This is a genomic window from Botrimarina sp., assembly GCF_040219535.1.
GTDB lineage: Bacteria > Planctomycetota > Planctomycetia > Pirellulales > Lacipirellulaceae > Botrimarina.
This window is the reverse complement of record NZ_JAVJSH010000020.1, coordinates 371,451-394,376: the sequence shown is the minus strand read 5'-3', so window position 1 is coordinate 394,376 and position 22,926 is coordinate 371,451. Positions and strand designations below refer to the sequence as shown.

Annotated in this window: 19 protein-coding genes and 1 rRNA gene; 10 read left to right on the top strand and 10 right to left on the bottom strand. The window is 69.9% G+C overall.

What is annotated here, in order from left to right:
- Nucleotides 1-10: 10 nt before the first annotated feature.
- The 4 genes from RIC11_RS11880 to RIC11_RS11865 are packed head-to-tail and all read left to right on the top strand — an operon-like array spanning nucleotide 11 to nucleotide 4,990.
- On the top strand, nucleotides 11-1,273 hold the full coding sequence (locus RIC11_RS11880) for an NPCBM/NEW2 domain-containing protein (protein ID WP_350211486.1): 1,263 nt from the start codon (nucleotides 11-13) through the stop codon (nucleotides 1,271-1,273).
- Nucleotides 1,270-2,922 carry a S1C family serine protease gene (locus RIC11_RS11875; protein ID WP_350211484.1) on the top strand — a complete coding sequence of 551 codons (1,653 nt, stop codon included), beginning with the start codon at nucleotides 1,270-1,272 and terminating at the stop codon, nucleotides 2,920-2,922. Before RIC11_RS11880 ends, RIC11_RS11875 begins: the two co-directional genes overlap by 4 nt.
- Nucleotides 2,919-3,971 (top strand): trypsin-like peptidase domain-containing protein, encoded by a 1,053-nt coding sequence (locus RIC11_RS11870; protein ID WP_350211482.1) that lies wholly within the window; start codon nucleotides 2,919-2,921, stop codon nucleotides 3,969-3,971. The genes RIC11_RS11875 and RIC11_RS11870 overlap by 4 nt, the downstream gene beginning before the upstream one ends.
- Nucleotides 3,971-4,990: a S1C family serine protease gene (locus tag RIC11_RS11865; protein ID WP_350211480.1), complete on the top strand. Its 1,020-nt coding sequence runs from the start codon at nucleotides 3,971-3,973 to the stop codon at nucleotides 4,988-4,990. Before RIC11_RS11870 ends, RIC11_RS11865 begins: the two co-directional genes overlap by 1 nt.
- Nucleotides 4,991-5,041: 51 nt before the next feature.
- Here RIC11_RS11865 and RIC11_RS11860 read toward each other — a convergent pair whose 3' ends face one another.
- The 7 genes from RIC11_RS11860 to RIC11_RS11830 form a co-directional block, all read right to left on the bottom strand.
- Nucleotides 5,042-5,725, bottom strand: coding sequence for a hypothetical protein (locus RIC11_RS11860; protein WP_350211478.1), 684 nt, complete (start codon nucleotides 5,723-5,725; stop codon nucleotides 5,042-5,044).
- A 426-nt stretch (nucleotides 5,726-6,151) separates the two neighbouring features.
- The gene (locus tag RIC11_RS11855) at nucleotides 6,152-6,808 is read right to left on the bottom strand and encodes an amino acid kinase family protein (RefSeq protein WP_350211477.1); all 657 of its coding nucleotides are present in this window, start codon (nucleotides 6,806-6,808) and stop codon (nucleotides 6,152-6,154) included.
- Nucleotides 6,809-6,829: 21 nt separating this feature from the next.
- Entirely contained in the window at nucleotides 6,830-7,861 is a 1,032-nt protein-coding gene (locus tag RIC11_RS11850) for a hydantoinase/oxoprolinase family protein (protein WP_350211476.1), read from the bottom strand.
- Between the two features lie 54 nt (nucleotides 7,862-7,915).
- A complete protein-coding gene (locus RIC11_RS11845) occupies nucleotides 7,916-8,932 on the bottom strand; it encodes an ATP-grasp domain-containing protein (protein WP_350211475.1) in 1,017 nt (338 codons plus the stop codon).
- 67 nt (nucleotides 8,933-8,999) lie between these two features.
- The gene (lipA, locus tag RIC11_RS11840; protein WP_350211473.1) at nucleotides 9,000-10,016 is read right to left on the bottom strand and encodes a lipoyl synthase; all 1,017 of its coding nucleotides are present in this window, start codon (nucleotides 10,014-10,016) and stop codon (nucleotides 9,000-9,002) included.
- A 163-nt stretch (nucleotides 10,017-10,179) separates the two neighbouring features.
- On the bottom strand, nucleotides 10,180-11,280 hold the full coding sequence (locus RIC11_RS11835) for a coiled-coil domain-containing protein (RefSeq protein ID WP_350211471.1): 1,101 nt from the start codon (nucleotides 11,278-11,280) through the stop codon (nucleotides 10,180-10,182).
- 238 nt (nucleotides 11,281-11,518) lie between these two features.
- The gene (locus tag RIC11_RS11830) at nucleotides 11,519-12,589 is read right to left on the bottom strand and encodes a DUF1570 domain-containing protein (protein ID WP_350211470.1); all 1,071 of its coding nucleotides are present in this window, start codon (nucleotides 12,587-12,589) and stop codon (nucleotides 11,519-11,521) included.
- Between the two features lie 172 nt (nucleotides 12,590-12,761).
- Between RIC11_RS11830 and RIC11_RS11825 the strand changes: the two genes are divergently transcribed.
- Nucleotides 12,762-14,174: a hypothetical protein gene (locus RIC11_RS11825; protein WP_350211468.1), complete on the top strand. Its 1,413-nt coding sequence runs from the start codon at nucleotides 12,762-12,764 to the stop codon at nucleotides 14,172-14,174.
- A gap of 39 nt (nucleotides 14,175-14,213) precedes the next feature.
- Here RIC11_RS11825 and RIC11_RS11820 read toward each other — a convergent pair whose 3' ends face one another.
- Nucleotides 14,214-14,786, bottom strand: coding sequence for a hypothetical protein (locus RIC11_RS11820; protein WP_350211466.1), 573 nt, complete (start codon nucleotides 14,784-14,786; stop codon nucleotides 14,214-14,216).
- Nucleotides 14,787-15,064: 278 nt separating this feature from the next.
- On the opposite strand from RIC11_RS11820, the gene RIC11_RS11815 reads away from it, so the two are divergent.
- From RIC11_RS11815 to RIC11_RS11795, 5 genes are all read left to right on the top strand, one after another.
- A complete protein-coding gene (locus RIC11_RS11815; protein ID WP_350211464.1) occupies nucleotides 15,065-15,703 on the top strand; it encodes an NfeD C-terminal domain-containing protein in 639 nt (212 codons plus the stop codon).
- A 31-nt stretch (nucleotides 15,704-15,734) separates the two neighbouring features.
- The gene (locus tag RIC11_RS11810) at nucleotides 15,735-17,393 is read left to right on the top strand and encodes a flotillin family protein (RefSeq protein ID WP_350211462.1); all 1,659 of its coding nucleotides are present in this window, start codon (nucleotides 15,735-15,737) and stop codon (nucleotides 17,391-17,393) included.
- A gap of 111 nt (nucleotides 17,394-17,504) precedes the next feature.
- Nucleotides 17,505-18,047: a hypothetical protein gene (locus tag RIC11_RS11805; RefSeq protein ID WP_350211461.1), complete on the top strand. Its 543-nt coding sequence runs from the start codon at nucleotides 17,505-17,507 to the stop codon at nucleotides 18,045-18,047.
- A 202-nt stretch (nucleotides 18,048-18,249) separates the two neighbouring features.
- Nucleotides 18,250-18,972 (top strand): DUF2817 domain-containing protein, encoded by a 723-nt coding sequence (locus RIC11_RS11800; RefSeq protein WP_350211459.1) that lies wholly within the window; start codon nucleotides 18,250-18,252, stop codon nucleotides 18,970-18,972.
- Nucleotides 18,973-19,051: 79 nt separating this feature from the next.
- The gene (locus RIC11_RS11795; protein ID WP_350211457.1) at nucleotides 19,052-19,699 is read left to right on the top strand and encodes an SOS response-associated peptidase; all 648 of its coding nucleotides are present in this window, start codon (nucleotides 19,052-19,054) and stop codon (nucleotides 19,697-19,699) included.
- A gap of 173 nt (nucleotides 19,700-19,872) precedes the next feature.
- On the opposite strand, the gene RIC11_RS11790 is transcribed toward RIC11_RS11795, so the two are convergent.
- Together RIC11_RS11790 and RIC11_RS11785 are read right to left on the bottom strand one after the other, a co-directional pair.
- A complete protein-coding gene (locus tag RIC11_RS11790) occupies nucleotides 19,873-20,406 on the bottom strand; it encodes an ATP-dependent zinc protease family protein (RefSeq protein WP_350211456.1) in 534 nt (177 codons plus the stop codon).
- Between the two features lie 665 nt (nucleotides 20,407-21,071).
- Nucleotides 21,072-22,607 (bottom strand): 16S ribosomal RNA (locus RIC11_RS11785).
- Nucleotides 22,608-22,926 lie beyond the last annotated feature (319 nt).

Sequence of the window (22,926 nt, the reverse complement as noted above, 5' to 3'; positions counted from 1 at the left end):
CGGCGGTTCGATGCGTCGCTCGCTTATCAGCCGACTGCCGACGATTGTCGCCGCGTTGACCGCGGCCTGCTGGGGGTGCGCGGCCTTCTCGGCGGAGGGGCCGCGCGTCACGGTCGAGACCATCGACCAGCAGCACGTGGGCGAGTTGGTCGCGCTGGGCGAGCGCCACGTGCAACTACGCGGCGACACCCATATCTCCACCCCGGCCGAGTCGGTTCTGCGGATCGAGTTCCAAAACCCAAAGGGGCCGAACGGCGCCGCGCGGGGGAGTCTGACGCTGGTCGATGGGGCGGTTTTCGCCTACGAGCGCTACGAGATTGACGGCGAACAGCTCCGGCTGACCGGACCGGGCGACAGCTACGAAGCCGTCGTCCGCCTCGGGGCGATCGCGGCATGGCGCCTCGACGAGGCGGTCTCGGCGAGCGACTCGGAATCGACGGCCGACACCATCTGGGTCCGCAGTCGCCGCAGCCCCACGCCCAAGGCGGTCGACGGGGTCATCCTCGAACTGAGCGCCGACGTAGTCCGCTTCGCGCTGGACGCCGAAGCCGCCGACCAAGCGATCGACGTGCCGTGGGAGCGCGTCGCCGGCTTACGCTTCTATCGCCCCGCCGACCGGGCCGAGCCCCAGCCCGGCTACTGGATCGACACCGCCGGCGGCTCCCACATCGCCGCTGCCCAGATCGAGTGCGATCGGCTCGACGAACTCCGCTGGGAATCGGACGGGTCCCACGGCGCCGCGGCGATCGACTCGGTCGTGTCGCTCGACGCGTCGGCCGGTCGGGTCGCCCCGGTGTCGCAGCTCGGCCTGCTGGACCAACAGCACAACCCGTACTTCCCGGGTCAGCCCGATCCGTTCCGCGGAGACGCCTTCCGGCTCAACGCGGCGATCGACGGCGGCCCTCTTCATCTGAACTTCCCCGACCCGCGGCTCCCCGGCGCGTGGCCCGGCGTCCGGGTCGTCCGGCCGTATCGCAGCGGGGTCGCCGTGCAGAGCGGCACGACGCTCCGCTTCGCCCTGCCCGACGGCGCCCAGCGCCTAAAGGGCTACGTCGGCCTCGATCCCGCGGCTTACCGCGCCGGCGATGCGCAGGTCACGGTCGGGGCCGACGACCGTGAGTTGGTCGCCGCCAGAGTCCGCGGCGTGACGCGCCCGATCGAGATCAACGAGCCGCTGAACGGGGCCCGCCAGCTGACGCTCCGTGTCGGCTACGGCGAGAACCTGGACACCGGCGACCGGGTCCACTTCGCCGACCTCCGGGTGATCCGATGAGCGGCTCGCCAGTGGCTGGCATGATGATGGCGGCGCTGCTCGCCGCGACGGCGGCCGGCGCTGCGCCCCCGCTGCGGTTGTCGCCGGAGGTGCGGGCGATCGAATCGCAGCGTCAGGAGGTGATCGAGCGGGTCTGCCGCTCGACCGTAGCGATCTTCGAGCGCAGCGCGGGCAACGGCGGCTCCGGAGTGATCATCAGCGACGACGGCCTCGTCGTGACGAACTTCCACGTGACCGCCCCCTGCGGCGCGCTCATGCTGTGCGCCACGAGCGACGGCCGCGTGCACGACGCGGTCCTGCTCGGCCTCGACCCGACCGGCGACATCGCGCTGGTGCAACTCATCGGAGAGGGCCCCTTCCCCGCCGCCGAGATCGGCGACAGCGACACGGTCGCCGTCGGCCAGCCGGCGCTGGTCGTCGGGAACCCCTTCTTGCTCGCCGAAGACTTCCGCCCGACCGTGACCGCCGGCGTCATCTCCGGGGTGCACCGCTACCAGTACCCATCGGGCACGCTGCTCGAGTACGCCGACTGCCTGCAGACCGACGCCGCGATCAACCCGGGCAACTCAGGCGGCCCCCTCTTCGACGGCAGCGGCCGGCTGATCGGGATCAACGGGCGGGGGTCGTTCGAGAAGCGGGGCCGTGTCAACGTCGGCGTGGGCTACGCGGTGTCGATCAACCAGGTGATGCGCTTCGTGCCGGGCCTCCGCGCCGGGAGGATCGCCGACCACGCCGCGCTCGGCGCGACGGTCGCGACACGCAGCGGGCCCCAGACGATCGTCACCGCGATCGAGACCGCGTCCGACGCGTACCGCCGGGGCCTACGCGCCGGCGACGAGGTCGTGTCGGTCGAGGGACGCGACACCCCGACCGCCAACGCGTTGCTCAACGCCGTCGGCGTGCTGCCCGCGGGCTGGCGCACACGCATCGAGTACCGCCGCGACGGCCGCCTTTACGAAGCGGAGGTGCGGCTCCGCGAGCTGCACGCCCCCGGCGAGCTGATCGCCGCGGTCGCCGAAATGACCCCCGAGGGCGATCCCCCCCCCGAGGCGCCCCCCGAAGCCCTCTACAGCCAGCGCGACGGCTACGCGAACTACGCGGCCAACCGCGACGCCACCGAGCGACTCGTCGACGCTTGCCGAGTCGACTCGGTCGTCGGCGCCGTGGACCGTCGGTACGCCGACGCCGCGCAGGGCGTCGGCGTCCAGCTCCGCCTGACCGAATCGTCCGCCGAGTGGCTCTCTCCGCGCGGCGAGTACTCTTGCGATCCGTCGCGCGACCTGGCCACGCAAGCCACGCCGTTGGCGGCGCCCGAGTTGCTCGGCTCGCTCTGGGTTTGGCGCACGTTGGCCGCCGGCGAAGCGGCCGTGCTCGACCAAGTCGAGGCCCTCGGCGCCTTGCCGTGGGAAGCGCTCGGCGAACCCCACGACGTGCTGGCAGTCACCCACCACGGGCTGCGGGTCGAACTGTACTTCGAGCCGCAGACGGGCCGCCTCCGCGGGATCGAAGGATCGCGCGACGCCGCGCTCGACGCGACGCGTGTCGACCTCGGCGCCGCGTCCCAGCCCGGCGCGCCGCTGTCGTCGATGGCGATCACCGTCGGCGATCGGACCTTCGCGGAACTCTCACCGGCCGAGGCCAACCCGTGAGAGCGAACCACTTGCTGCCGCTCGCCGCGTTAGCGGTGCTCGGCCTGTCGCCGCCGGCCAGAGCGACCGACGCCGGCGGCGCGCCGGCCGCCTCGGTCGTGAGCAACGCCCAGGACGCGGTCGTCAAGCTCTTCGGCGCAGGCGGGGTCGCGGGCCTGGAGGGCTACCAGACCGGCGTGTTCATCGACGACACGGGCGCTCTGCTTACGATCGACAGCCCGGTGCTCGACGGCGGCGCCGTCGCGCTGGTCGACGCCCTGGGGGACCGTTACGAGGGGAGAGTCGAGGGGGTCGACCGACTGACCGGCCTGGCCCTGGTGCGCTCGGAGTCGACCGAGCCGCCGCCTGCCTGGATCGATCTGCAACCCCGCGACGCGCCCCGGCGGGGCGAGAGGCTCTGGGTGCTGAGCAACGCGTTCAAGATCGCGGCCGGCGCCGAGCCGGTCACCGTGCAGCGGGCCAGATCGGCGGGCGTCGTCGCGATGCCGCTCGCCGGGGGCCCCCTGGGCGGCCCCAACCGACCCCCGATCGGCGCGCCCGCCCCGGGCACGCCGGTGCTGCTGTTGGACGCGGTCACGAGCAACCCCGGCGCTGGGGGCGGTCTGGTGCTCGACGAGTCCGGCGAAGCGGTCGGCCTGGTCGGCGCCGAGTGCCGTGCCGAGTCGACCGGCGCGTGGGTCAACTACGCGTTGCCCACCGCCGCCGTGGCCGGGGCGCTCGAGCGCCTCGCGTCGGGGGCGTCGGCGGAAACCGGCGCCGAAGTTGCCAACAGCTCGCGGCGCCCGTTCGAGGAGTTCGGCGTGTTCTTGATCCCCGAGATCATGGCCCGGACGCCCGCCTACGTCGAAGGGGTCGCCCCCGGCAGCGCGGCGGAGACCGCGGGCCTGCGGCCGGACGACCTGATCGTGGCCGTCGGCGGCGCGTCGACCGGCGCCCTCCAAGCGGCCCGCCGGCTGGCGGCCGAGTCGCTGCGGCAGACCGGCGCCATCGAACTACTGGTGCTCCGCGAAGGGGAGATCGTCGAGATTGTGCTTACCCAGCCACGCTAATGAACGTCCTCCGGGCGAGCCGCGTCGCGGCCCTCCTCTTCTGCACGACAGCCGCTCAGGCCGACCCGCTCGCCGAAGCGGTGGCGGGCGTCGTCGAAGCGACCGAACCGAGCGTCGTGCAACTGCGCTACTTCGGCGCCGGCGGCGAGTCGCTCGGAGCGGCCGGCGCGCCGGTGACCGGGTACGACCTGGGCGATGGTTGGGTGCTGACCAGCCTTTACGGCCTCGGCGACGGGGTCGAAGGGGTCCTCTGCCTCACGCCCGACGGCGCGCAGCAAACGGCCCAAGTCGTCGGACGCGACGAGAGCCGCCGGCTGGCGCTGCTGCGGCTGGCGGGCGCCGGATCCGACGCGCCGCCGCGGATCGACGGCCGCGACGCGCGGCTCGGGGAAACGGTTGTCGCGTTCGGTCGTGTCTACGACAGGCAGTCGACCACGACGACCGTCGGCATCGTCAGCGCAACCGGTCGGTTGGGCGGACGCGCGGTGCAGACCGACGCGCTCGTGTCGCCCACCAACTACGGCGGCCCGCTTGTCGCGCTCGATGGGCGCGTGGTCGGGCTTCTCACGCCGCTAGCCGGGCCGGGCATGCGGGGCGTGGACCTCTACGACTCGGGGATCGGATTCGCGGTGACCACGGCCCAGATCAACGCGCGGCTGGCGGCGATGGCAGCCGGCGAAACGGTCCGCCAAGGCTGGCTGGGGGCGAGCTTCCCCCGCGAAGACCCGCTCCGCAGCCCGGCCCGGATCGAGTCCCTCGCCGAAGGGGGCCCGGCGGCAGAGGCCGGCTTGGCCGAGGGCGATGTGTTGCTGGCCCTTGATGGTCACGATGTGCCGACCTGCTGGGCCCTGCGTGCGGTGCTCAGCGGCCTCGACGCGGGCGCGACCGTTCAAGTCGACTACCAACGCGACGGCGAGCGGCGCCCGGTCGACGCGGTGCTCGGCGATCGGCCCGCGCGAGAACAGCCGCCGGTCCCGGAGCTGGAGATCGGCGCAGAAAAAAACCCCGACGAGCCGTGACGGCTCGCCGGGGCTGGTTTGTTCCTATCGCGACTCTCTCGCACGCTCGTGTCAGACGCGGCGCCGCACCGCGCCGGCAAGGCCGAGCAGCGCGAGGGCGGCCGAGGTCGGCTCGGGGATAATCGTCCCTTCGCCGGTGACCGTCATCACACCCGATGCGATCACGGAGCTGGCGCCGTCATCGTCGGACATGACCATCACCCTGGTCGCGGTGAAGCTCAGCAGGGCAGGCCCGTCGAACTGGATTTCCTTCGGCAGATTCTGCGAAACGACATTGGCGTCCGCGAAGAACGTGAAGAAGTTCAAGCTCGGGATCGGAGTCGTCACCAGCGAGTAGCTGATGTCGTCGAACGCGATACGCAGTTCGTCGCCGCCGGGCGTGAAGAAGTCGAAGCCGAAGCCATCGGCGCCGTCTCCGCCGACGTTTTGGACCAAGCTGTTGATTTGCAGCGCTGGGCCGAGCCCGTCCACGAGAAGGTCGCCGAACAGCGCGTCGGGCGGGTTCATGAACATCACTTCGCTCACGCCGTCGACCACGACCTCGAACGAGCTGAAGGTGCGCGACTCGGCGGGGTCGAGGTTCCCGCCGTTGGGGCGGTTGAAGTCGGTGATCTCACCGCTCTGACCGTCAAACGCAACGTCGAAGTTTCCGATGATCGCATTGATCGTAGCCGCCTGGCCTGTCGCGGCGACGAGCACAGCCGCCAGAGCGAGTGTCAAAGTCTTCAGCTTCATGGTGTTTCTCTGTTTCGGGGACAACGCTGCGGGCAGCGCCTGAAGGTGGTCGCGGAGGAGGAACAAACTGGGGTAGGAGCGGAGCGACAAAAAAAGCGGCCACAAGACAACCACCATCCGCGCGCCGCCTGGGGGGTGCACGGGGGAGGGAAGTCTTATGGCCGCTTTGTTCGTTAGCGCTGTTTAGTTCGGTGATCGGTCGTTGCGAGCGGCGCCCACCGACGGGCCCCGTTCGGTTGCCTCCCGCGAGGCTGCGCCGCTTTTGCCGAGCAGGCACAAAAAAAGAGCGGCAACCTCAAGCCTCATCGCGGGCCCACTAGGGGCCGCGGGAGACTGTGAGATTGCCGCTCTTCGTTAGGTCTTACTCGGGATCGGGTCGCAGATCTGCCGGACGCACCACCAGTAAACGCTAGGGCCCGCCCCTAGTCAAGCTTTGCCTTGGGAAAAAACGCAAAACGTGCTGGCGCCCTGCCCGGCTTGCGATTCGTGGGGCGGGCGGGCCTTGAGCGAGAGGATTTCGATTCGCCGCAGCCCGCCCGCAACGCGCGGCGTCTGGCCGTCGACCACGCCCGCCGCGGCCGCCGCTGCTAGCGAGTCATAACGTGTTGTGCAGCCGAACTTTAGGATCACCAGCCCGGCGCAACAAACGCTCGCCAAGCGGGCCGCTATGGCGTCGCTCGTGGTCTCCCAACCGATCCGCAGCCGCTCGCCCGGCTGGCGCGGCTCGTCAGCGCGGAGCCACGCTACCACGCCGACCGCCGCGTCGCCTACGCCGTCGCCCGGTTGGATTGGCCAGTCGAATGTTTGAAGCACCGGCAGCCAAGCCGCGAGCAAACGGGTGTTCGCGTCCATCAACCGGATCGCCGCCCAGTGGCTCTGCTCAGCCGGCAAGGGGTTCGCTTGATCGACCCGCCGGAGTCCGTCGACCACCGGCCCGCCGCCGGCGACCAGCAACCGCCTCACGCCCGGCGCGGCCGATTCTTCGAGCCACACGCCAACTGCCGCGATCCCGCCCGGCGTAGCGAGCAGGCTGCCGCCGACTTTCACGACCACAGTGGCCTGCTGTTCTTCAGGATCATCCATCTCGGGATCATCTATCTCGGTTCAGTCCGATTCGCGTTCGGCGAGTGCCGCCGCCGCGTAGGCAGGGAAACAGCGGCTGGCCGGTTCTCCCAGCGTATGCGAGATACGCCGGACGCCTTGACCCCAGCCACGCGCAGCGGCCCGCAACGCCAAGAACTCGCCGGCCCCCGACACGACGAGCGTCCCCCGCCGCGGGCGGAGGGCGAGCGCTTCGCACAGGGCGCGCTCTTGAGCCTCCGCTACCGCCGCGGCCGCGTGGCGGGCGTCGGCGTCGGTGAACGACGATCCGTCGGCGCAGACCACCCGCGCCAGTCGCTCCCGCGCGAAGGCCCTCGTCAGGGGACGGCCGTCCGCGGTCCGATCGGTCGAGGGGTCCTCGGGCGCCTCGCCGAGGAGCACCCACGCGTCGGCGGTCGTGGCGAAGAGCTCCGCGGCGACCGGGCAAGGGCGTCCGTGTAGCGGCAGCTCGCGGACCACCGCGCAGACGGGCGTCCGCCCCACCCCCTGGTAGACGAGCTCCCGCGTCGTCAGGCGCTCCGGGTCGGTCGCTCCCTGGGATTCGACCCGGCCGCCGCCGAAGGCGATCAGGTCCGCCGTGGTCGAGCCGACGTCGACCCACACGCCATCGATCCACCGGGCGGCGCACCACCGCGCGGCTAGTCGCCAGTTCGCCGCGGCGACCAAGTGGGGCGTGTCGGCGGCTTCGGCCGGCGAGAGCCACCGGTCGTCGACCGCCGCGACACGCACCGGGCGGCCAGCCGCGGCGGAGCGCGTGGCGTCGACAATCGCTCGCACGCCGTCGGCCTTCGTTCGGTAGCAATCGGCCAGCTCGCCCGTCATCGTCAGCGCGATCCCCGCGGCCGGCTCGGCGACCGGCCCGGTGAGCAGCCGGCCGATCGCGTCGGCCAACTGGAGGGGGCGCCTCCACAGCTCGAAGGCCTCGGACCACGCCGCGCCGGTCGACAAGGCCGCCTTGAGGTTGGCGCCCCCCACGTCCAAGCCGATCCACCGCGGCGACGGCGATCGCTGGGCGGGTCGTGCGGAGCGGTTCACGGCGGCGTGCCTGCGGCGGGGAGTCGGAGCGTCCGTCGGTGAGGGACGGCGGCGTCAGTCCCAGTAGACCGCGCCGTCGGCGTCGAACGCGATCGGCCGTGGGTCGACCTCGATCTCAGGCGCCCGGCCTGCTGCGGCCGCGATCATCGCGTCGATCAGTCCCCCGCGGACGACGCGTCGGAGACCGACGAACGAGGTCGTCAACCTCGGGTTGATCTCGATCACCTGGTCGAGGGCCCCGTCCGGGTCATCGCCGAGCACCAAATCGACTCCCGCCCAACCGACCAGCGGCCCGGCGGCGGATACCGCGTCGAGGGCCAAACGCTCGGCGCGACGCGCTAGCCCCTGTGGCAACGGGGTCGAGCCCCCCAGGTAGCTCAGCCGGCCGTCGATCGACAGCCGCTGGCGGCACGCGGGCAGCGCGACAGCCGCCCCCCCGCCGGCCACGCCCAGCACCGCGACGCTCGCCGGCACGCCGACCGCGTAAGCTTCCAACCGCAACGGCCACGCGTACGCCGGCGGCCGGTCGTGCGGCGCCTTTACGACATACGTGTCCTGCGACCCCGCGCCGTCCAGCGGCTTGACCACCGCCGGGTAAGGAAAGTCGTTCGGGAGCATCGCCCCCGGCTCGAGCACAACCGCCCGGGGCGTCGGCACGCCGGCGGCCGCCAGCGCTTGCCCCGTGCGGTGCTTGTCCGACGCGACGTCGACGAAACCAGACGCCGGCGAGATCAGCCGCGCGCCTCGCCGCTCGGCCCGCCGCGCGGCGCGGAGCAACACGCCGTCGGTCTCCGGCGCGACGAGCAGCGTGGCGTCGCACCCGGCGGCGAGCGTGTCGAACGCTTCGTCGTGCTCGGCGCGGCTGGCGACCTCGGAATACTCGCCCCCGGCGGCCCAGAGCATCGGCGCCCGCAGGTCGCGCAGCACGACCGGCGTGTGGCCAGCCGCACGCGCGTCGTCCGCGGCCGCGCTCACCATCGCCAGCCCCTCACGCAGCAGCGACTCCGGCGGCCGCCCCTCGGCGCCGAGCATCCCGCCGCCGGTGACCCACTCGTACAAGAACAGGCGCATTGGCGATTGGGACACGGAGGAGACGGAGGACGCCGTTTCGCCGTGACGCTTCCGGGATTCCGGCAGCCTACGAGGCCCCGCCCGTCAGGCCGACGACCTCCGGCTCGTCCTCGGCGAGCAGCTGTTCCACGCGGCGGCCGCTGCGGGTCGCTTCGTACAACACGCCCGCCCGGAACGAGCTGCGGACCATCGGCCCCGAGGCCACGCCGGCGAAGCCGATGTCGTAAGCGGCGTCGCGGTAGCGGTCGAACTGCTCGGGCGACACGTATCGGTCCACGGGCAAGAACCGCTCCCCGGGCCGGCCCGGGGTCAGGTACTGGCCGAGCGTGACGATGTCGACGCCGGCGCCGCGGAGCCCGCGCATCGCCTGGACGACCTCGTCGTCGGTTTCGCCGAGGCCGACCATCAGGCTGCTCTTGGTCGCCAGGTCGGGCCGCAGCCGCTTGGCCTCGGTGAGCACCGCCAGGGAGAGATCGAACGAGGCCCTCGGGTCGCGCACCTGCTTGTCGAGCCGCGCGACGCACTCGACGTTGTGCGCGAACACCCGCAGGGGAAGCCGGCTCGGCGTGTTCGAACCGGCCTCGCCGAGGAGCTGGCGGAGCGCGTCGAAGTCGCCGCCCAGGTCGCTCCCCAGCAGCTCGACGCCCACGCCGGGGATCCGCCGGTCGAGCGCTTCGACGCACGCGCGGTAGTGCCCCGCGCCGCCGTCCGGGAGGTCGTCGCGGTTGACGACCGTCACCACGACGTACTTCAGCCCCATCCGCTCGGCCGCTTCGGCGAGCCGCTGCGGCTCTTCGCTCTCCGGGAGGGCGGGCGCCTTGAGCGTCTGCACGCTGCAGAATCGGCACCCCCGCGTGCACTCCTTCCCGGCGACCATGAAGGTCGCCGTGCCGCGGCCCCAGCAGTCGTGGATGTTCGGGCAGCGGGCCTCCTCGCAAACCGTGTGCAACGCCCCCGCGTCGACCGCCCCCTGCGTGCGGTTGAAGACCCGCAACGCCTCACCCGAGGGGATCTCGGCGCGGAGCCACGGCGGGAGCCGCGGGCGGGTAGTTCGTTGTTCGCGGGGGGTCGTGGCGGTCGGCATGGTCCCTTAACCGGCGAGTCAGTGGCCGCATCACATTATCCCGCTCGGGGGCGCCGCGGCGAGGGGTGCTCCCCGCGCGACTTTTGCGAGGGCAGGCCGAGCGAGACGCGCGCTGGCTCGTGAGCGGCCGGGATCGGGTGCGTAGCCGCCGGCGCCGCGCGCGTCACTCGACGACCGACTCGGCGGGGCGAGCCGCGACGTCCGCCTCGGCCGAGGGCGATTCGGCCTGGAGCTTCGCCATCGCCGCCGCGTGCCGCTGGGACAACTCACGGAGCACCAGCCGCAGCTCGTCGCCGCCGAGGGTGGTGATCGCCGAACGCTCGACGATCGGCTCGACCAGCATCGCGACCCGCGCGATCGAAGGCTCCAGCAGCACCAAGTCGGCCATCAGCCGCTGGACCGTGCGGAGCACGCCGCTCGCGCGGCGGTAATCCGATTGCAAGTTCACGATCAGCTCGAAGGTCTCGAACGCGGCCGGCAGGTCGTCGGTCTGGTTGACGACGGCTTCCTTCAGCCGCAGCAGGTCGTTGAGCCGCTCGTGGGCCGCGGCGACCTCCAGCAACGGCGCGTTGAGCCGAGACTCCAGCCGCGTCAGGCCGTCGAGCGACTCGTTCGCCGCCGCGATCCGGTCTTGCTGCGCGGCCAGCTCTTGCTGCGTGGCCACGAGCTCGTCCACCCGCGCGACCGACGCGTCGGCGAGGGCGCTCGCCGCCCGGAGCTGCTCGGCCAGGTGGCGCACCCGGGCGACGGTCGGGGCGCTGCGTCCGGCCTGATCGATCGCCGCGTTCAACTCGCTGGGCACGGCGGCCAGGGTCGCTAGGGCGGCGCGCGAGGTCTCTAGCAGCTCGCCCTGGCGGTCGACCCGCTCGACTAACAACTCGAGCTCGTCCAGCGACCGCGCCGCCTGCTCGGCCGCGGCCACGCCCCGGTCGAGCCGGGCCTGCAGGGCGGCGAACCGGTCCAGGGAGGCCTCGGCCTCGGCGATCCGCTGCTGCTGCTCGCCGAGCACGGCCAACAGACCGCTCACCCGCCCGGCGGCCGGTCCGGCGGCCTGCAGCTCTTGCACGGTCGCTTCGAGGCGGGCCACCTGGCCTCGCATCCGCGCCAGCTGAGTCGCGTTGGGCCTCACGACCGCGACCTGCATCAACAACAACGGCGCGACGATCGCCACCAGCAGGGGCGCCCAGGCGCCTCCGCCGTGCGGGGCCGGGGCGACTGGCGGCGCGGCTTGGGGGCCGGCGGCGTGGGCGGCGTCGCTAGACACTGCTCGATCTCCTATCTGAGCCATGCGGTCGGTTGTGGTCGGCCTTCTCTCGCCAACCGGCACAGGGTCCGTTCCTTGCCTGGTGCTAGCTATCGGCGAGGTCCGCCCAGGCCGCCGAGCCGATCCGGCTAACCGGGGCGATCTCCCGCGGCCGCGCGCCGCCCCCACCGCACCTACACCCACGACCCGCACCGCCCGAACGGCCCGACCCCGTTCTCCGAGGGGGGAGCCAGGCGGTTTAGCGGAGTTCTTGCGTGTAGCGGACGAACTGCGCGTCGAGCAGCTCGAGGTCCTGCCCGAACACGCTCCGGAAGTCGGCCACCCGCTCCTCCGGCGGGTACTCCGAAAACAGCGGGCGTTGGGCGGTCAGCGCCAGGTACTCCGCGTACTGCTGCGGGCGGGTCTCGCTGAGGAAGAAGGTCAACGCCCACGCATTGGCGTACGCCGGGATCGGCGTCCGCTCGAACGCTTGGTCGCTGGAGATGAACGTGGCGACCGTCCCCAGCGGCTGGTTCGGCGCGACGTCGTGCAGGTAGTCGGCCAGCCGGCCACGGTTGATCCGGCTCTCGCCGCGGTCATAGCTGAGCGAGTCGTGCACGCCGCGGGCCTCGAACATCGTGGCGAGCCCCTCGCTCACCCACCGCGGCCCCTCGGCGAACCGGGTGTGCACGCCCACGTTGTAAGCCGTCTGGTGGGTCGCCTCGTGGACGACCGTGGAGGCCGTCTCGTCCCAGCGGTCGTCGCCGCCGGCGGAGCTTTGGTCGTAGAGGTACACGCGGTTGGACCGCGGTTCGTAGTGGCCCAGCGCCCCGGTCGGCGCGCCGGAATTGCTCCCCTCGACGTACCGCTGGTACTCCGACCGGTTGCCGAACACGACCGCCACAAGCGGGTAGGGGGGCTCGACGGGGTCGAAGCCACGGACGCGGAAGTACCTCACGAACGCGCGGTACATCGACTCGAACCGCTCCGCCCACACGCCCCGTTCGCTGCGCGGGTGGGCGACCAGGTAGTGACCGGTCGAGGTGAAATCGAAGCGGCTACCGAACTCTTCGTAGAGCCGCTCGCGCATCTGCTCGGTGTCGTAGCCCCGGAACGTCGGCGACGTGCGCTTCGCCTGCCGCGCCCGGCCGGGCGCGAAGTAGTGCAGCTGGCCGTCGCGCGCCAGGAGCGTCATCGTCGCGTCGGTCCACGTGAGCGGACGCCCCTCGAGCGTCTGGCCGTCGACGACCGCACTGAACATGAAGTCCGCTGCGGGCGCCGGCGCGGCGATCGGTGCGGCCGCCAGCGCGAGGACCAATCGAGAGAGCATTCGCATCGCGAGCCACCGCCAAGACGAGGATCCGCGGCCGCGGCGGCCGCCTCCGTGTGGAAGCCTATTGGCGCAAAACCGGCCGGGCCGGCGCCGGGTGAGGCAGACCCGCGGCCTGGCGCCGCTTAGAATCGGCACAAACCGCTCATCCGTTCCGATGGAAGCCCGGCCTATGCTCCTGGAAGCAACAAAGTTGCTGGCCCTCGCCGCGGCGCTGCTCGCCGCGGCGGCCCTCGTTCCGGCCGACGCGTCGGCCCAACAGCAGCTCGAGGCCGAGGTGGCGCCGCTGCTCGAGCAGCTCGACGCCCCCACCGCCGCCGAGCGCTCCGCGGCCGAGGCCCGCCTGAACGAGCTCGCGACCGCCGACGCCACCTCGGCCGCCGAAGCGCTCCGCCTGCTGCCCGAGCCCGACGCGACCATGCCGGCCGGCGTGCGTGGCGCGTTGGTGCGCGTGCGGCTGCGTGCGCAGCGGGCGATCGCGCGGCTCGCCACGGGGCCCTCGAGGGTGACGCTCCACGCCGACCAGAAGCCGGTCGCCGAGGTCCTGGCGGAGATCGAGCGGCAGACCGGCGCGCGGTTCCGTGACAACCGGCAAGCCTTCGGCGGCGAAGCCGACCCGCGGCCGATCAGCGTGTCACTCGACGAAGAGCCCTTCTGGTCTGCCGTCGACACCGTGCTCGACGCGGCCGACCTGTCGGTCTACCCCTACGGCGAGGCCGACGCGCTCACGCTCGTGGACCGCGCGTCCGGCGCCGCGCCACGGGTAGGAGCGGCCGAGTACGCCGGCCCCTTCCGCATCGAGCCGCTCACGGTGTCCGCCTTCCGCGGCCTACGCGACGCCGACACGAGCCGCCTGGATGTGCAGATCGAGGTCGCGTGGGAGCCGCGGCTGCGGCCGATCGCGTTGTCGATCCCGATGGACGAGGTCCAAGCCGCCGTGCCGAGCGGCGCGCTGCTCGCGCCCCGCACGCCCGATCAATCGCTCGACCTCGAGGCCACCCCCGGCGAGCAAGCCATGCAGGTGACCCTCTCCTTCGAGCGCCCGCCGCGCGAGACCGACCGGATCGCGTCGACCCGCGGGCGGATGGTCGCGATGATCCCGGCCACGCCGCACACGTTCCGCGTAGCGAAGGTCGGCCAAGCCCGGACGCCGCTCACGCAGCGGTTCGGCGACGCCACCGTCGTGCTCGAGCGGTTCGAGAAGCCGGGCGCCGTGTGGGAGCTGCACATGCGGGTGCGGCTGGAGGGGGCGGGCGATTCGCTCGCGTCGCACCGCGGCTGGGTGTTCCAGAACGCGTCGTACCTGATCGACGCGAACGGCAAGCGCTACGAGCACGCGGGCTTCGAGACCACCATGCAGACCTCGAGCGAGATCGGCCTCGCCTACTTGTTCGACCTGTCGGGCGCCGCGGTGGTCGGCTTCGGCTTCGATGAACCCGATGCGAACGCCGACCCGGAGGGCGAAGCCGACGCAGAAGCCGACGAGCCGGTCGATCCCAAGGAACTCACCTGGGTCTACGAGACCGCGACCGGCGTGCATACCGTGCCGATCACTTGGGAGCTGGTCCCGATCGATCTTCCGTAGCGGTTCCGAACCGAATCGAATCGGACGCGTCGAAGCAGCTCAACCGAGCTCGACGATCGGCAGCCCGCCGGAGCGCATCTCGTCCAGCATAGCGGTCACCTCGGCCGGGTCCGTCGGGTCGGCGCGGCGGACCGTTTGGGCGACCCGATCGGCCATGGGCGAGTGCCCCTGCTTCTCCAGGCACCACGCAAGGCCGCGGGCCGCCTCGTGCCAGGGCGCGTTGGCCGGGCGGTCGCCCGGCAGGCTCACGCCGGCGCCGGCCGCGGCGAGCGCCTTCTCGCCGAGGGTGAACGCGTAGCCGAAGTGGCCGCGGGCCAGTTCGATGTCCGAGGGGCGGTCGTTCTCGCCAACGGCGAGTTGCCCCAACAGCAAGTGGGCCTCGAGCAGGTCGTGGCAATCGGCGAGCAGGTACCGCAACTCGTCGGTCGCGATCTCGGTCTCGCCCTCCTCGATCATCGAGCGGACTTCCTCGATGTCCTCGGCGCGCTCCGCGACACACGGCGGGCCCACCAGCTCGCCCGGCCCGCCAGACGCCGCTTTCACGCGCCAGGTCGACTTCGGCTTCGCTGCTGTGTGGCGGCGTGCGCGTTTCTTCTTGCGGGGGCTGGTCACAGGGCCGGGAGGGGGCGGTTTGAGCGGGTTGTGCGTGGTGGGGCGTGGTGGAGCGTATCGCCGCGCGGAGCGTCGGGGGAGGCCTTCACCCCAACCGGCGACGTACGTTTTTTGACTCCCGACCGGAGAACGAGGACAATCCGCGCGTCGCGAGGCCCCTCCCGCGGTAAGGCGGCAAGATCCCCCGCCGCGCGGCGAACTACTGCCAACGCGGCGCCCGGCGCCGGCGGCGGCCCTCCTCGTTCACCCGTTCCCGAGCCCCCTTACGAGTCGGAGCCATGACCTCACTCGAATCGGTCTACCTCTACACCGCCATCGGCGGCGGGGTCGTGCTGCTCACGCAGCTGGGCCTAATGCTGCTGGGCGCCGACGACGGCGGGCTGGGCCAGGGGGACGCCGCCGGCGTCGACGCCGACGCGATCGACAGCGACGGCTCGACCGACTCCCACGGCTTCTGGTTCTTCGAGATGATCTCGCTGCGCACGCTCGCGGCCGCGGCCACCTTCTTCGGCCTCGCCGGCGGAGCGGCGAACTCGATCGGCTGGCCGCCCGGCGTGTCGCTCACCGTGGCGGCCGTCGCCGGCTACGCGGCGATGTACGTCGTGTTTTGGGCCTTCCGCCGCTTGCTCCAGCTAGAGACCTCCGGCAACGAAGACATCCGCGGCGCCGTCGGCCTGCCGGCGGAGGTCTACGTGCCGATCGCCCCCGCCGGCGGCGCAGCCGGCAAGGTGCACCTCACGCTGCAGGGACGCACCGTCGAGTGCCAAGCCGTCAACGACACCGACCAGCCGCTGCCGACCGGCGCGAAGGTCCTGGTGACCGGCGTGGTCAACAGCGACACGGTGCGCGTCGCCAGCGCCGACCGACCGGCCGACGGCGGCGCCGGCCGCGCACCGACCGAAGCGTTGCAAAGCTGACAGAGCGACCGATCCGACCCCCGCCCTTCCTATGGAGCCCACCAACATGGCGCCCGAACTCGTGTGGCCCGTCGCTCTCGTCCCGCTCGCTCAAGCGATCCCGCCCGTGGCGTGGGTCGCGGCCGGCGCCATCGCCCTGGTGCTGCTGCTGGGGATCCTCTACGCGTTCATCAAGTCGCTGGTGAAGCGCTGCAGCTCGAACCAAGTGCTGGTCAAGTACGGCATGTTCGTCGGCAGCGGCCAGACCGCCAAGACGATCCACGGCGGCGCCACGTACGTGATCCCGTTCGTGCAGGGCTACCAGTACCTGAGCCTCGAGCCGATCCAGATCGAGATCCCTCTCCGCGGCGCGTTGTCGATGGAGAACATCCGCGTGAACGTGCCGAGCGTGTTCACGGTCGCCGTCGGCACCCAGCCGGAGGTGATGAACAACGCGGCGATCCGCTTGCTCGAGCTGTCGACCCAAGAGATCCGCAAGCAGGCCGAAGAGATCATCTTCGGCCAGTTGCGGCAGGTGATCGCGTCGATGCGGATCGAGGACATCAACCGCGACCGCGACGCGTTCCTGCAGCACATCCAGAACTCGGTCGAGCCGGAGCTGAAGAAGATCGGCCTCGTGCTGATCAACGTCAACATCACCGACGTGACCGACGAGTCGGGCTACATCGACGCGATCGGCCAGAAGGCCGCCAGCGAGGCCATCCAGCAGGCCCGCGGCGACGTCGCCGACGAAGAAAAGAAGGGCGCGATCCGAGTCGCCAACGCCGAACGCGAACAAGCCGTCGAGGTGGCCGACGCCACCAAGCTCCGCGAGATCGGCACCCGCGAGGCCGAACGCGAGCAGATGGTCCGCCTGGCCGAGCTGCTCAAGGAGCAGACCGTCGGCGAGCGGACCGCCGAGTTCCAACGCGAGGTGCAGGTCAACGACGCCGAACGAGAGAAACGCATCGCCGTGGCGAACGCCAACGCCGAGGCCGTCGACGGCGAGAACATCGCCGAGGCCAGGGTCGCCGCGTCGCAGGCGGAGTTGCTGGTCCAGCGTGCGGAGGCCTACGAACGGGGCGAGTCTCGTAAACGCGAGGCCGAGGCCGCCGTCATCGAGATCCAAAACCGCGCGATGGCCAGGGCCGCGCTGGCCGACGCCGAACGCGTCGAAGCCGAGAAACGCGCCGAACTCGAAGCGGTCGCCAAGGCCGAAAAGGCCAAGATCATCGTCGAGGCCGAGGCCGAAGCCCAGAAGCGCCGCCTAGAAGCCGAAGGCGAGGCGGCCGCGATCTACGCGAAACTCGAGGCCGAGGCCCGCGGCCAATACGAGATCCTCGCCAAGAAGGGCGAGGGCCTCAAGCAGATCGTCGCCGCGTGCGGCGGCGCCCGCGAGGCGTTCCAGCTGATGATGCTCGAGCACCTCGACAACCTGGCGGAGACCTCCGCCAAAGCGATCAGCAACATCAAGTTCGACAAGGTCGTCGTGTGGGAGAACGGCGGCAAGGACGGCCGCAGCAACACGGCCGACTTCCTCCACGGAATGACCGGCACCCTCCCGCCGATGATGCAGGTCCTCCGCGACGTGGGCGGCATCGACGTGCCGGAGAACCTCGCCCGCTTCATGGGCGGCGCCGACACGGCCGAAACGCCCTCGAAGAAAGCCGAAGGAAACGGCGCGGTCGAGCCCCTCGACGCGAAGCCGTGAGCAGTGGGGCCCGATCGCGAACACAGCCGTTAGCCCCGGGTCAGTGACCCGGGGCTAATCTTGGCCGCAAGGATGTTGACGCATGTACACCATCGGTGTACTGTCCTGCGTATGGCCGTCGATCACTCTCCCGATGCGCTCGCCACGCTGGTTACGGTCACGACCTACGGATCGTGGATTCGCGGCGACCGCCGCGGCTGGATCGACCGCCGCGGCTGGATCGATCGCAAGCACGGCCTTCGCAGCGCCGCCCCGGAGCTCGAACTTGCCGACCGCAAGAGGATGAAGCACCCGGCGTACCGCTTCACGGACGATCGGTCGCGCCAGGTCGCCGAAGCGATCGTTCAGGCTCTTGCGGACCGGCTGGCTGTGACGACCTACGCGCTGTCGGTCGATGACTGGCACGCCCACATCGTGCTCGGGGCAACACGTGAGCCGATCGGCCGGCTGGTCAAGTGCGTCAAGGACGCCGGTCGGTATCGGCTGCGTGCCGCGCGTCCGATATGGACCGCCGGCTACGACAAGCGTTGGTGCTTCGACGAATCGACCGTCATAACGCGAATCGAGTCTGTCGAGCGGCACAACGAACGCCGTGGCCTCGACCCAAGGCCGTGGTCGCTGCTTGTCGACCCGTTCGCGGGCCATCCCCGTTAGCCCCCGGTCAGTGACCCGGGGCTAACGGGTTTCCGCGCCGCGTGCGGTCGACCGCGTCGGCCAGACCCACGCGCCGTGCCCCTCCGGCGGCGCGATCTCCCCGGTTCAAACGGCCGCGACGACGGACATGAGGCATTGACCCGGCCGTGCGCCGCCTCGAAGGTGGCGGGCGGTCCCCACCCCCCTCGTTGGATGCTTCATAATGAGACCGTTTCGCTCTGCAGCCTGGTCGATGGTTTGCCTGTCGCTGCTCGCACACGCGGCCCCGGCGGCCGAGAAGGAAGAGCTCGGGAAGAGCGTCGAGGGGCGGCCGATCGTCGCCCGCAGCCACGGCGAGGCCGACTCGCCGCAGACCGTGCTGCTGATCGCCAGCATCCACGGCAGCGAGCCCGCCGGCACGCCGCTGGTCGAGCGCTTCGAGGCCTGGCTCGCCGCCCACCCCGACCGCTGGCGTGGCCGACGCGTGGTCGTCATCCCGGTCGCGAACCCCGACGGCTACGCCCAGCGGAAACGGACCAACGCCCGCGGCGTCGACCTCAACCGCAACTTCCCCGCCGGCAACCGCGTCGAACGCTCGCTGCACGGACCGGCGGCTTTGTCCGAGCCGGAGAGCCGGGCGCTGATGCGTGCGCTCCGCGCGTACGCGCCGGACCGCGTGCTCAGCCTGCACCAGCCGCTGGAGTGCGTCGACTACGACGGCCCGGGCGAAGAGCTGGCCGCGGCGATCTCCGCAGCGATCGACGGCCGCCTGCCCGTGAAGCGGCTCGGCGGCCGCCCGGGGTCGTTGGGCTCGTACGTCGGCGTGGACCTGGGAAAGCCGATCATCACGCTCGAACTGCCCAAGGGAGTAGAGGCCCGCGGCGCCGAGCAACTGTGGGACGACTACGGCCAGGGCCTGGTAGCCTTCGTGCTCGGCGCCAAATGAGAAGCAAAAGGCAGAACAACAAAAGCGACGGCCGCGCCCCTTTCGCCAACCCCCTTCGCCTTCCCCTCGCCTCTTCCCTGTGTGCCACCACTACCGCGCCGCCGCCACGCTGCCCGCCCACTTCGTTGACGAGTTCTCGATCCGAGAAAGCCAGCGGCGCTTGTTCGAAGACTTGGCGGCCGACCTGAAGGACCGCGGCGCGTGGCCGCTCAAGACGGTCCCGGCGCTGCGGATCGACCCTAGCGGCGAGCTCGAGGTCTTCGCCGCCGAATGGGGGCTGCTGCCGGGCTGGTGGAAGCCGTCGGACAAGACGCCAAAGCGGTCCACCTTCCAACGCAAGACGATCAACGCCAGGTCAGAAACGGCCGCGTCGAAGCCAACCTTCCGCGACGCGTGGCGCCGGCGGCGGTGCCTGCTGCCGCTCGAAGAATTCTTCGAGCGCGGCCACTACTTCGCCCTCGACGACACGCGCCCGCCGATGGCGTTTGCCGGCCTCTGGGAGCGGTGGACGGGCGCCGCCGACGGCGACGTGCACAGCGTCACCCTGCTGACGACCGAGCCCAATTCCGACGTGCGGTCCGTCGGTCACCACCGGATGCCCTGCCTGCTCACCACGCCCGACGAGCGGCGGCGCTGGCTCACCGAGGGGGCAGACACGACCGTCGACCCCCTGCTCCGTCCCATCGGCGACGTCCGGCTCGCCGTCCGGCCGAGCGCGGGCTCGTAGCGGGCTCGTCGGCACTGCTGCTTCTCGCCAAGAGCGGACCACGCTCTCGGCTCCCGCCAGAGACGGTGTTCTCCGGCAGTGTTCTCAGGCAGTGTTGTGGCGGGGCCGGCGGCAGAACGGCAGAGCGGCAGAGCGGCTCAACCGCCCCAGTACGATCAGCCGCCCCATTTCGATCAGCCGCCCCAGTACGACTCGTCGGCGCTGAAGGGCTCGGGACCGGAGTGCGACACGTCGACCAGGAAGTCGTCTTCGATGAAGTCGCGGCCCAGCAAGAACTTGTACGTCATGTTGGACCGGTCCTTCAGGTTCACGACCGACTCCTTGACGATGTCGCCGCACTTCAGCGGCAGCCGCACGCGGTAGCGGTGCTCGGCGCCGTTGGCGCTGCGGACCTCGACGTAGTCCTCGATGCGGGTCTCGACCCACGCCTCCGTGCCCTGCCCATTGTCGAGGCGCAAGCGGACCGTCTTCGCGACGTTCTCAGCCGGCTCGGCTGACGCGTCGACGATCTCCATGTCTTCCGGGCCCACGTGCACCGAACTCACCGCCGCGCCGGTGTCGACACGGGCCGTGAAGGCGACGCCGGAGGTCTCTTCGGTGATGACGGTCGTCTCGCCCAGGACCTGCGGCGAGGGGGGCTGCAGCGCAAAGCGATACAGGGCGCTGCGGCCGGCGACCGACGCAACCACCAACACCGAGGCCGCCACGAGTAGCGGCCAACGGGGAATAAAACCAGACCTCGTGAGTCTAGCGACTGTCGCGTGCATGTGCGTCCCTCTCGCTCTTTGCAACATCCATGATGGGAAACGGCGCCGCGCGCGACCGGCGGCGCTTAATTGGCGATCCCTCGCAGGCCCCCATTTTGACGCTTCGCGGAATGCCGAATCAAGAGCATCCGGCGCAAAACCCCGCGCGTTTTCCAACCGCGCAAGCTGAATCCGGATAACGGTTTGGGTCAACGAGACCCGCCCGACCGAAGCGGTCAGCCGCCCTTCTACTACGCGGCAAGCGTCTCCGACGATCGGCAAACGGCCCTGCGGCCCCCCCCGACGGGAGCGGCGCCCGCGCCGCAAGGGGCCCCGTCGGCGGGCGTGGCGGCGCAGCGATACGGGGTTTGATTGACCGGCCGCGAGCGGGCGATCGTTCCCCGGCGATGGCCCGCTGCGCCGGCGGGCCAGCGCGTGGCCCGAGGCGAGCGTGGCGCATAAAAAAACCCGACGTCAGGTGGCTATCCCTGACGCCGGGTCTATCGTTGCAATTTGGTGAGCTTAGCCGGCGTGCGAGCACGCCGGCGTCCTTTTTCTTACGGTCAAGGCCGCCCCATTCTTATTCTGACGTCTGTCACCAGACGGCAGTTCTAAGTATCCTTAGAAAAGGAGGTGATCCAGCCGCAGGTTCCCCTACGGCTACCTTGTTACGACTTAGTCCCAATCGCGGAGTTGACCCTAGGCGCCTGCCTCCGAAGTTGGCTCAGCGACTTTAGGCCCCCCCCACTTTCGTGGCTTGACGGGCGGTGTGTACAAGGCTCAGGAACATATTCACCGTGGTATGCTGACCCACGATTACTAGCGATTCCGGCTTCATGCAGGCGAGTTGCAGCCTGCAATCCGAACTGGGGCATGCTTTGTGGGATTTGCTTGCTCTCGCGAGTTTGCTTCCCTCTGTACATGCCATTGTAGGACGTGTGCAGCCCAAGCCATAAAGGCCATGAGGACTTGACGTCATCCCCACCTTCCTCCGGTTTAACACCGGCGGTCTCTCTAGAGTCCCCGACATTACTCGCTGGCAACTAGAGACAAGGGTTTCGCTCGTTAAGGGACTTAACCCGACATCTCACGACACGAGCTGACGACAGCCATGCAGCACCTGTGCACGTTCCACCCGAAGGCGTGGCCCTGCTTTCACAGGGTTAATCCGTGCATGTCAAGGCTTGGATAAGGTTCTTCGCGTAGCCTCGAATTAAGCCACATCCTCCACCGCTTGTGTGAGCCCCCGTCAATTCCTTTGAGTTTCAGCCTTGCGACCATACTCCCCAGGCGGAGCACTTAACACTTTCGCTACGGCCGGGAACCTATGGGGGAGTCCCCGACCCAGTGCTCAACGTTTACAGCCAGGACTACCGGGGTATCTAATCCCGTTCGCTACCCTGGCTTTCGTGCCTCAGCGTCAGAAGAGACCCAGTGAGCCGCTTTCGCCACCGGTGTTCCTGATGATATCAACGCATTTCACCGCTCCACCATCAGTTCCGCTCACCCCTGTCTCCCTCGAGCACTCCAGTATCGGGCGCTATTCTTCGGTTGAGCCGAAGGATTTCACACCCGACTTAGAGCGCCGCCTACGCACCCTTTAAGCCCAATGATTCCGAATAACGTTTGGACGGTTCGTGTTACCGCGGCTGCTGGCACGAACTTAGCCCGTCCTTACTGTGGATCGGTCAAGACCCGCTCTGCACGGGCCCTTCCTCCTCACTTTTACGGTTTACAACCCGAAGGCCTTCATCCCGCACGCGGCATTGCTCGGTCAGGCTTTCGCCCATTGCCGAAGATTCTCGACTGCAGCCACCCGTAGGTGTCTGGGCAGTGTCTCAGTCCCAGTGTGGCGGGCCACGCTCTCACGCCCGCTACCCATCGCTGCCTTGGTAGGCCATTACCCCACCAACAAGCTAGTAGGACGCAGTCCCCTCCCCGGGCGGAATCTCACCTTTGCTCCTGAGAGATCATCCGGCATTACCCACAGTTTCCCGTGGCTATTCCGGACCCGGGGGCAGGTAACTACGCGTTACTCACCCTTACGCCGCTTTCCACCCTGATCCTCATCCGAAGAATCAAATCAGAGCTTCTCGCTCGACTTGCATGCCTAATCCATGCCGCCAACGTTCATTCTGAGCCAGGATCAAACCCTTCAATTAATGTATGCTTACCACCGCGGCCGCCGCGAACGACAACCCCAGCGGATAAGAGCCATTTGTTGAAGCAGCTTGGTTGGCTACTTACTTGATTTTGGCTTTGTGGGAGACGCACCCCGCCGCCCCGCCGACGACAGCCGAAGCCGACGCCGAGGAGAAAACAGGACCCGCCCCCCGTTCCAGCCGACCGTTTAGTTTCGGTCTTGACTGAAAAGAAAAAAGGAGGTCACTCACCAAATTGTCAAAGATCATCGCGAGCCCCCCATCATTCCCGTTCCGGCCGAAACCGTCAAGGGCCTGATGGAGATTTTTCCGCCGACTC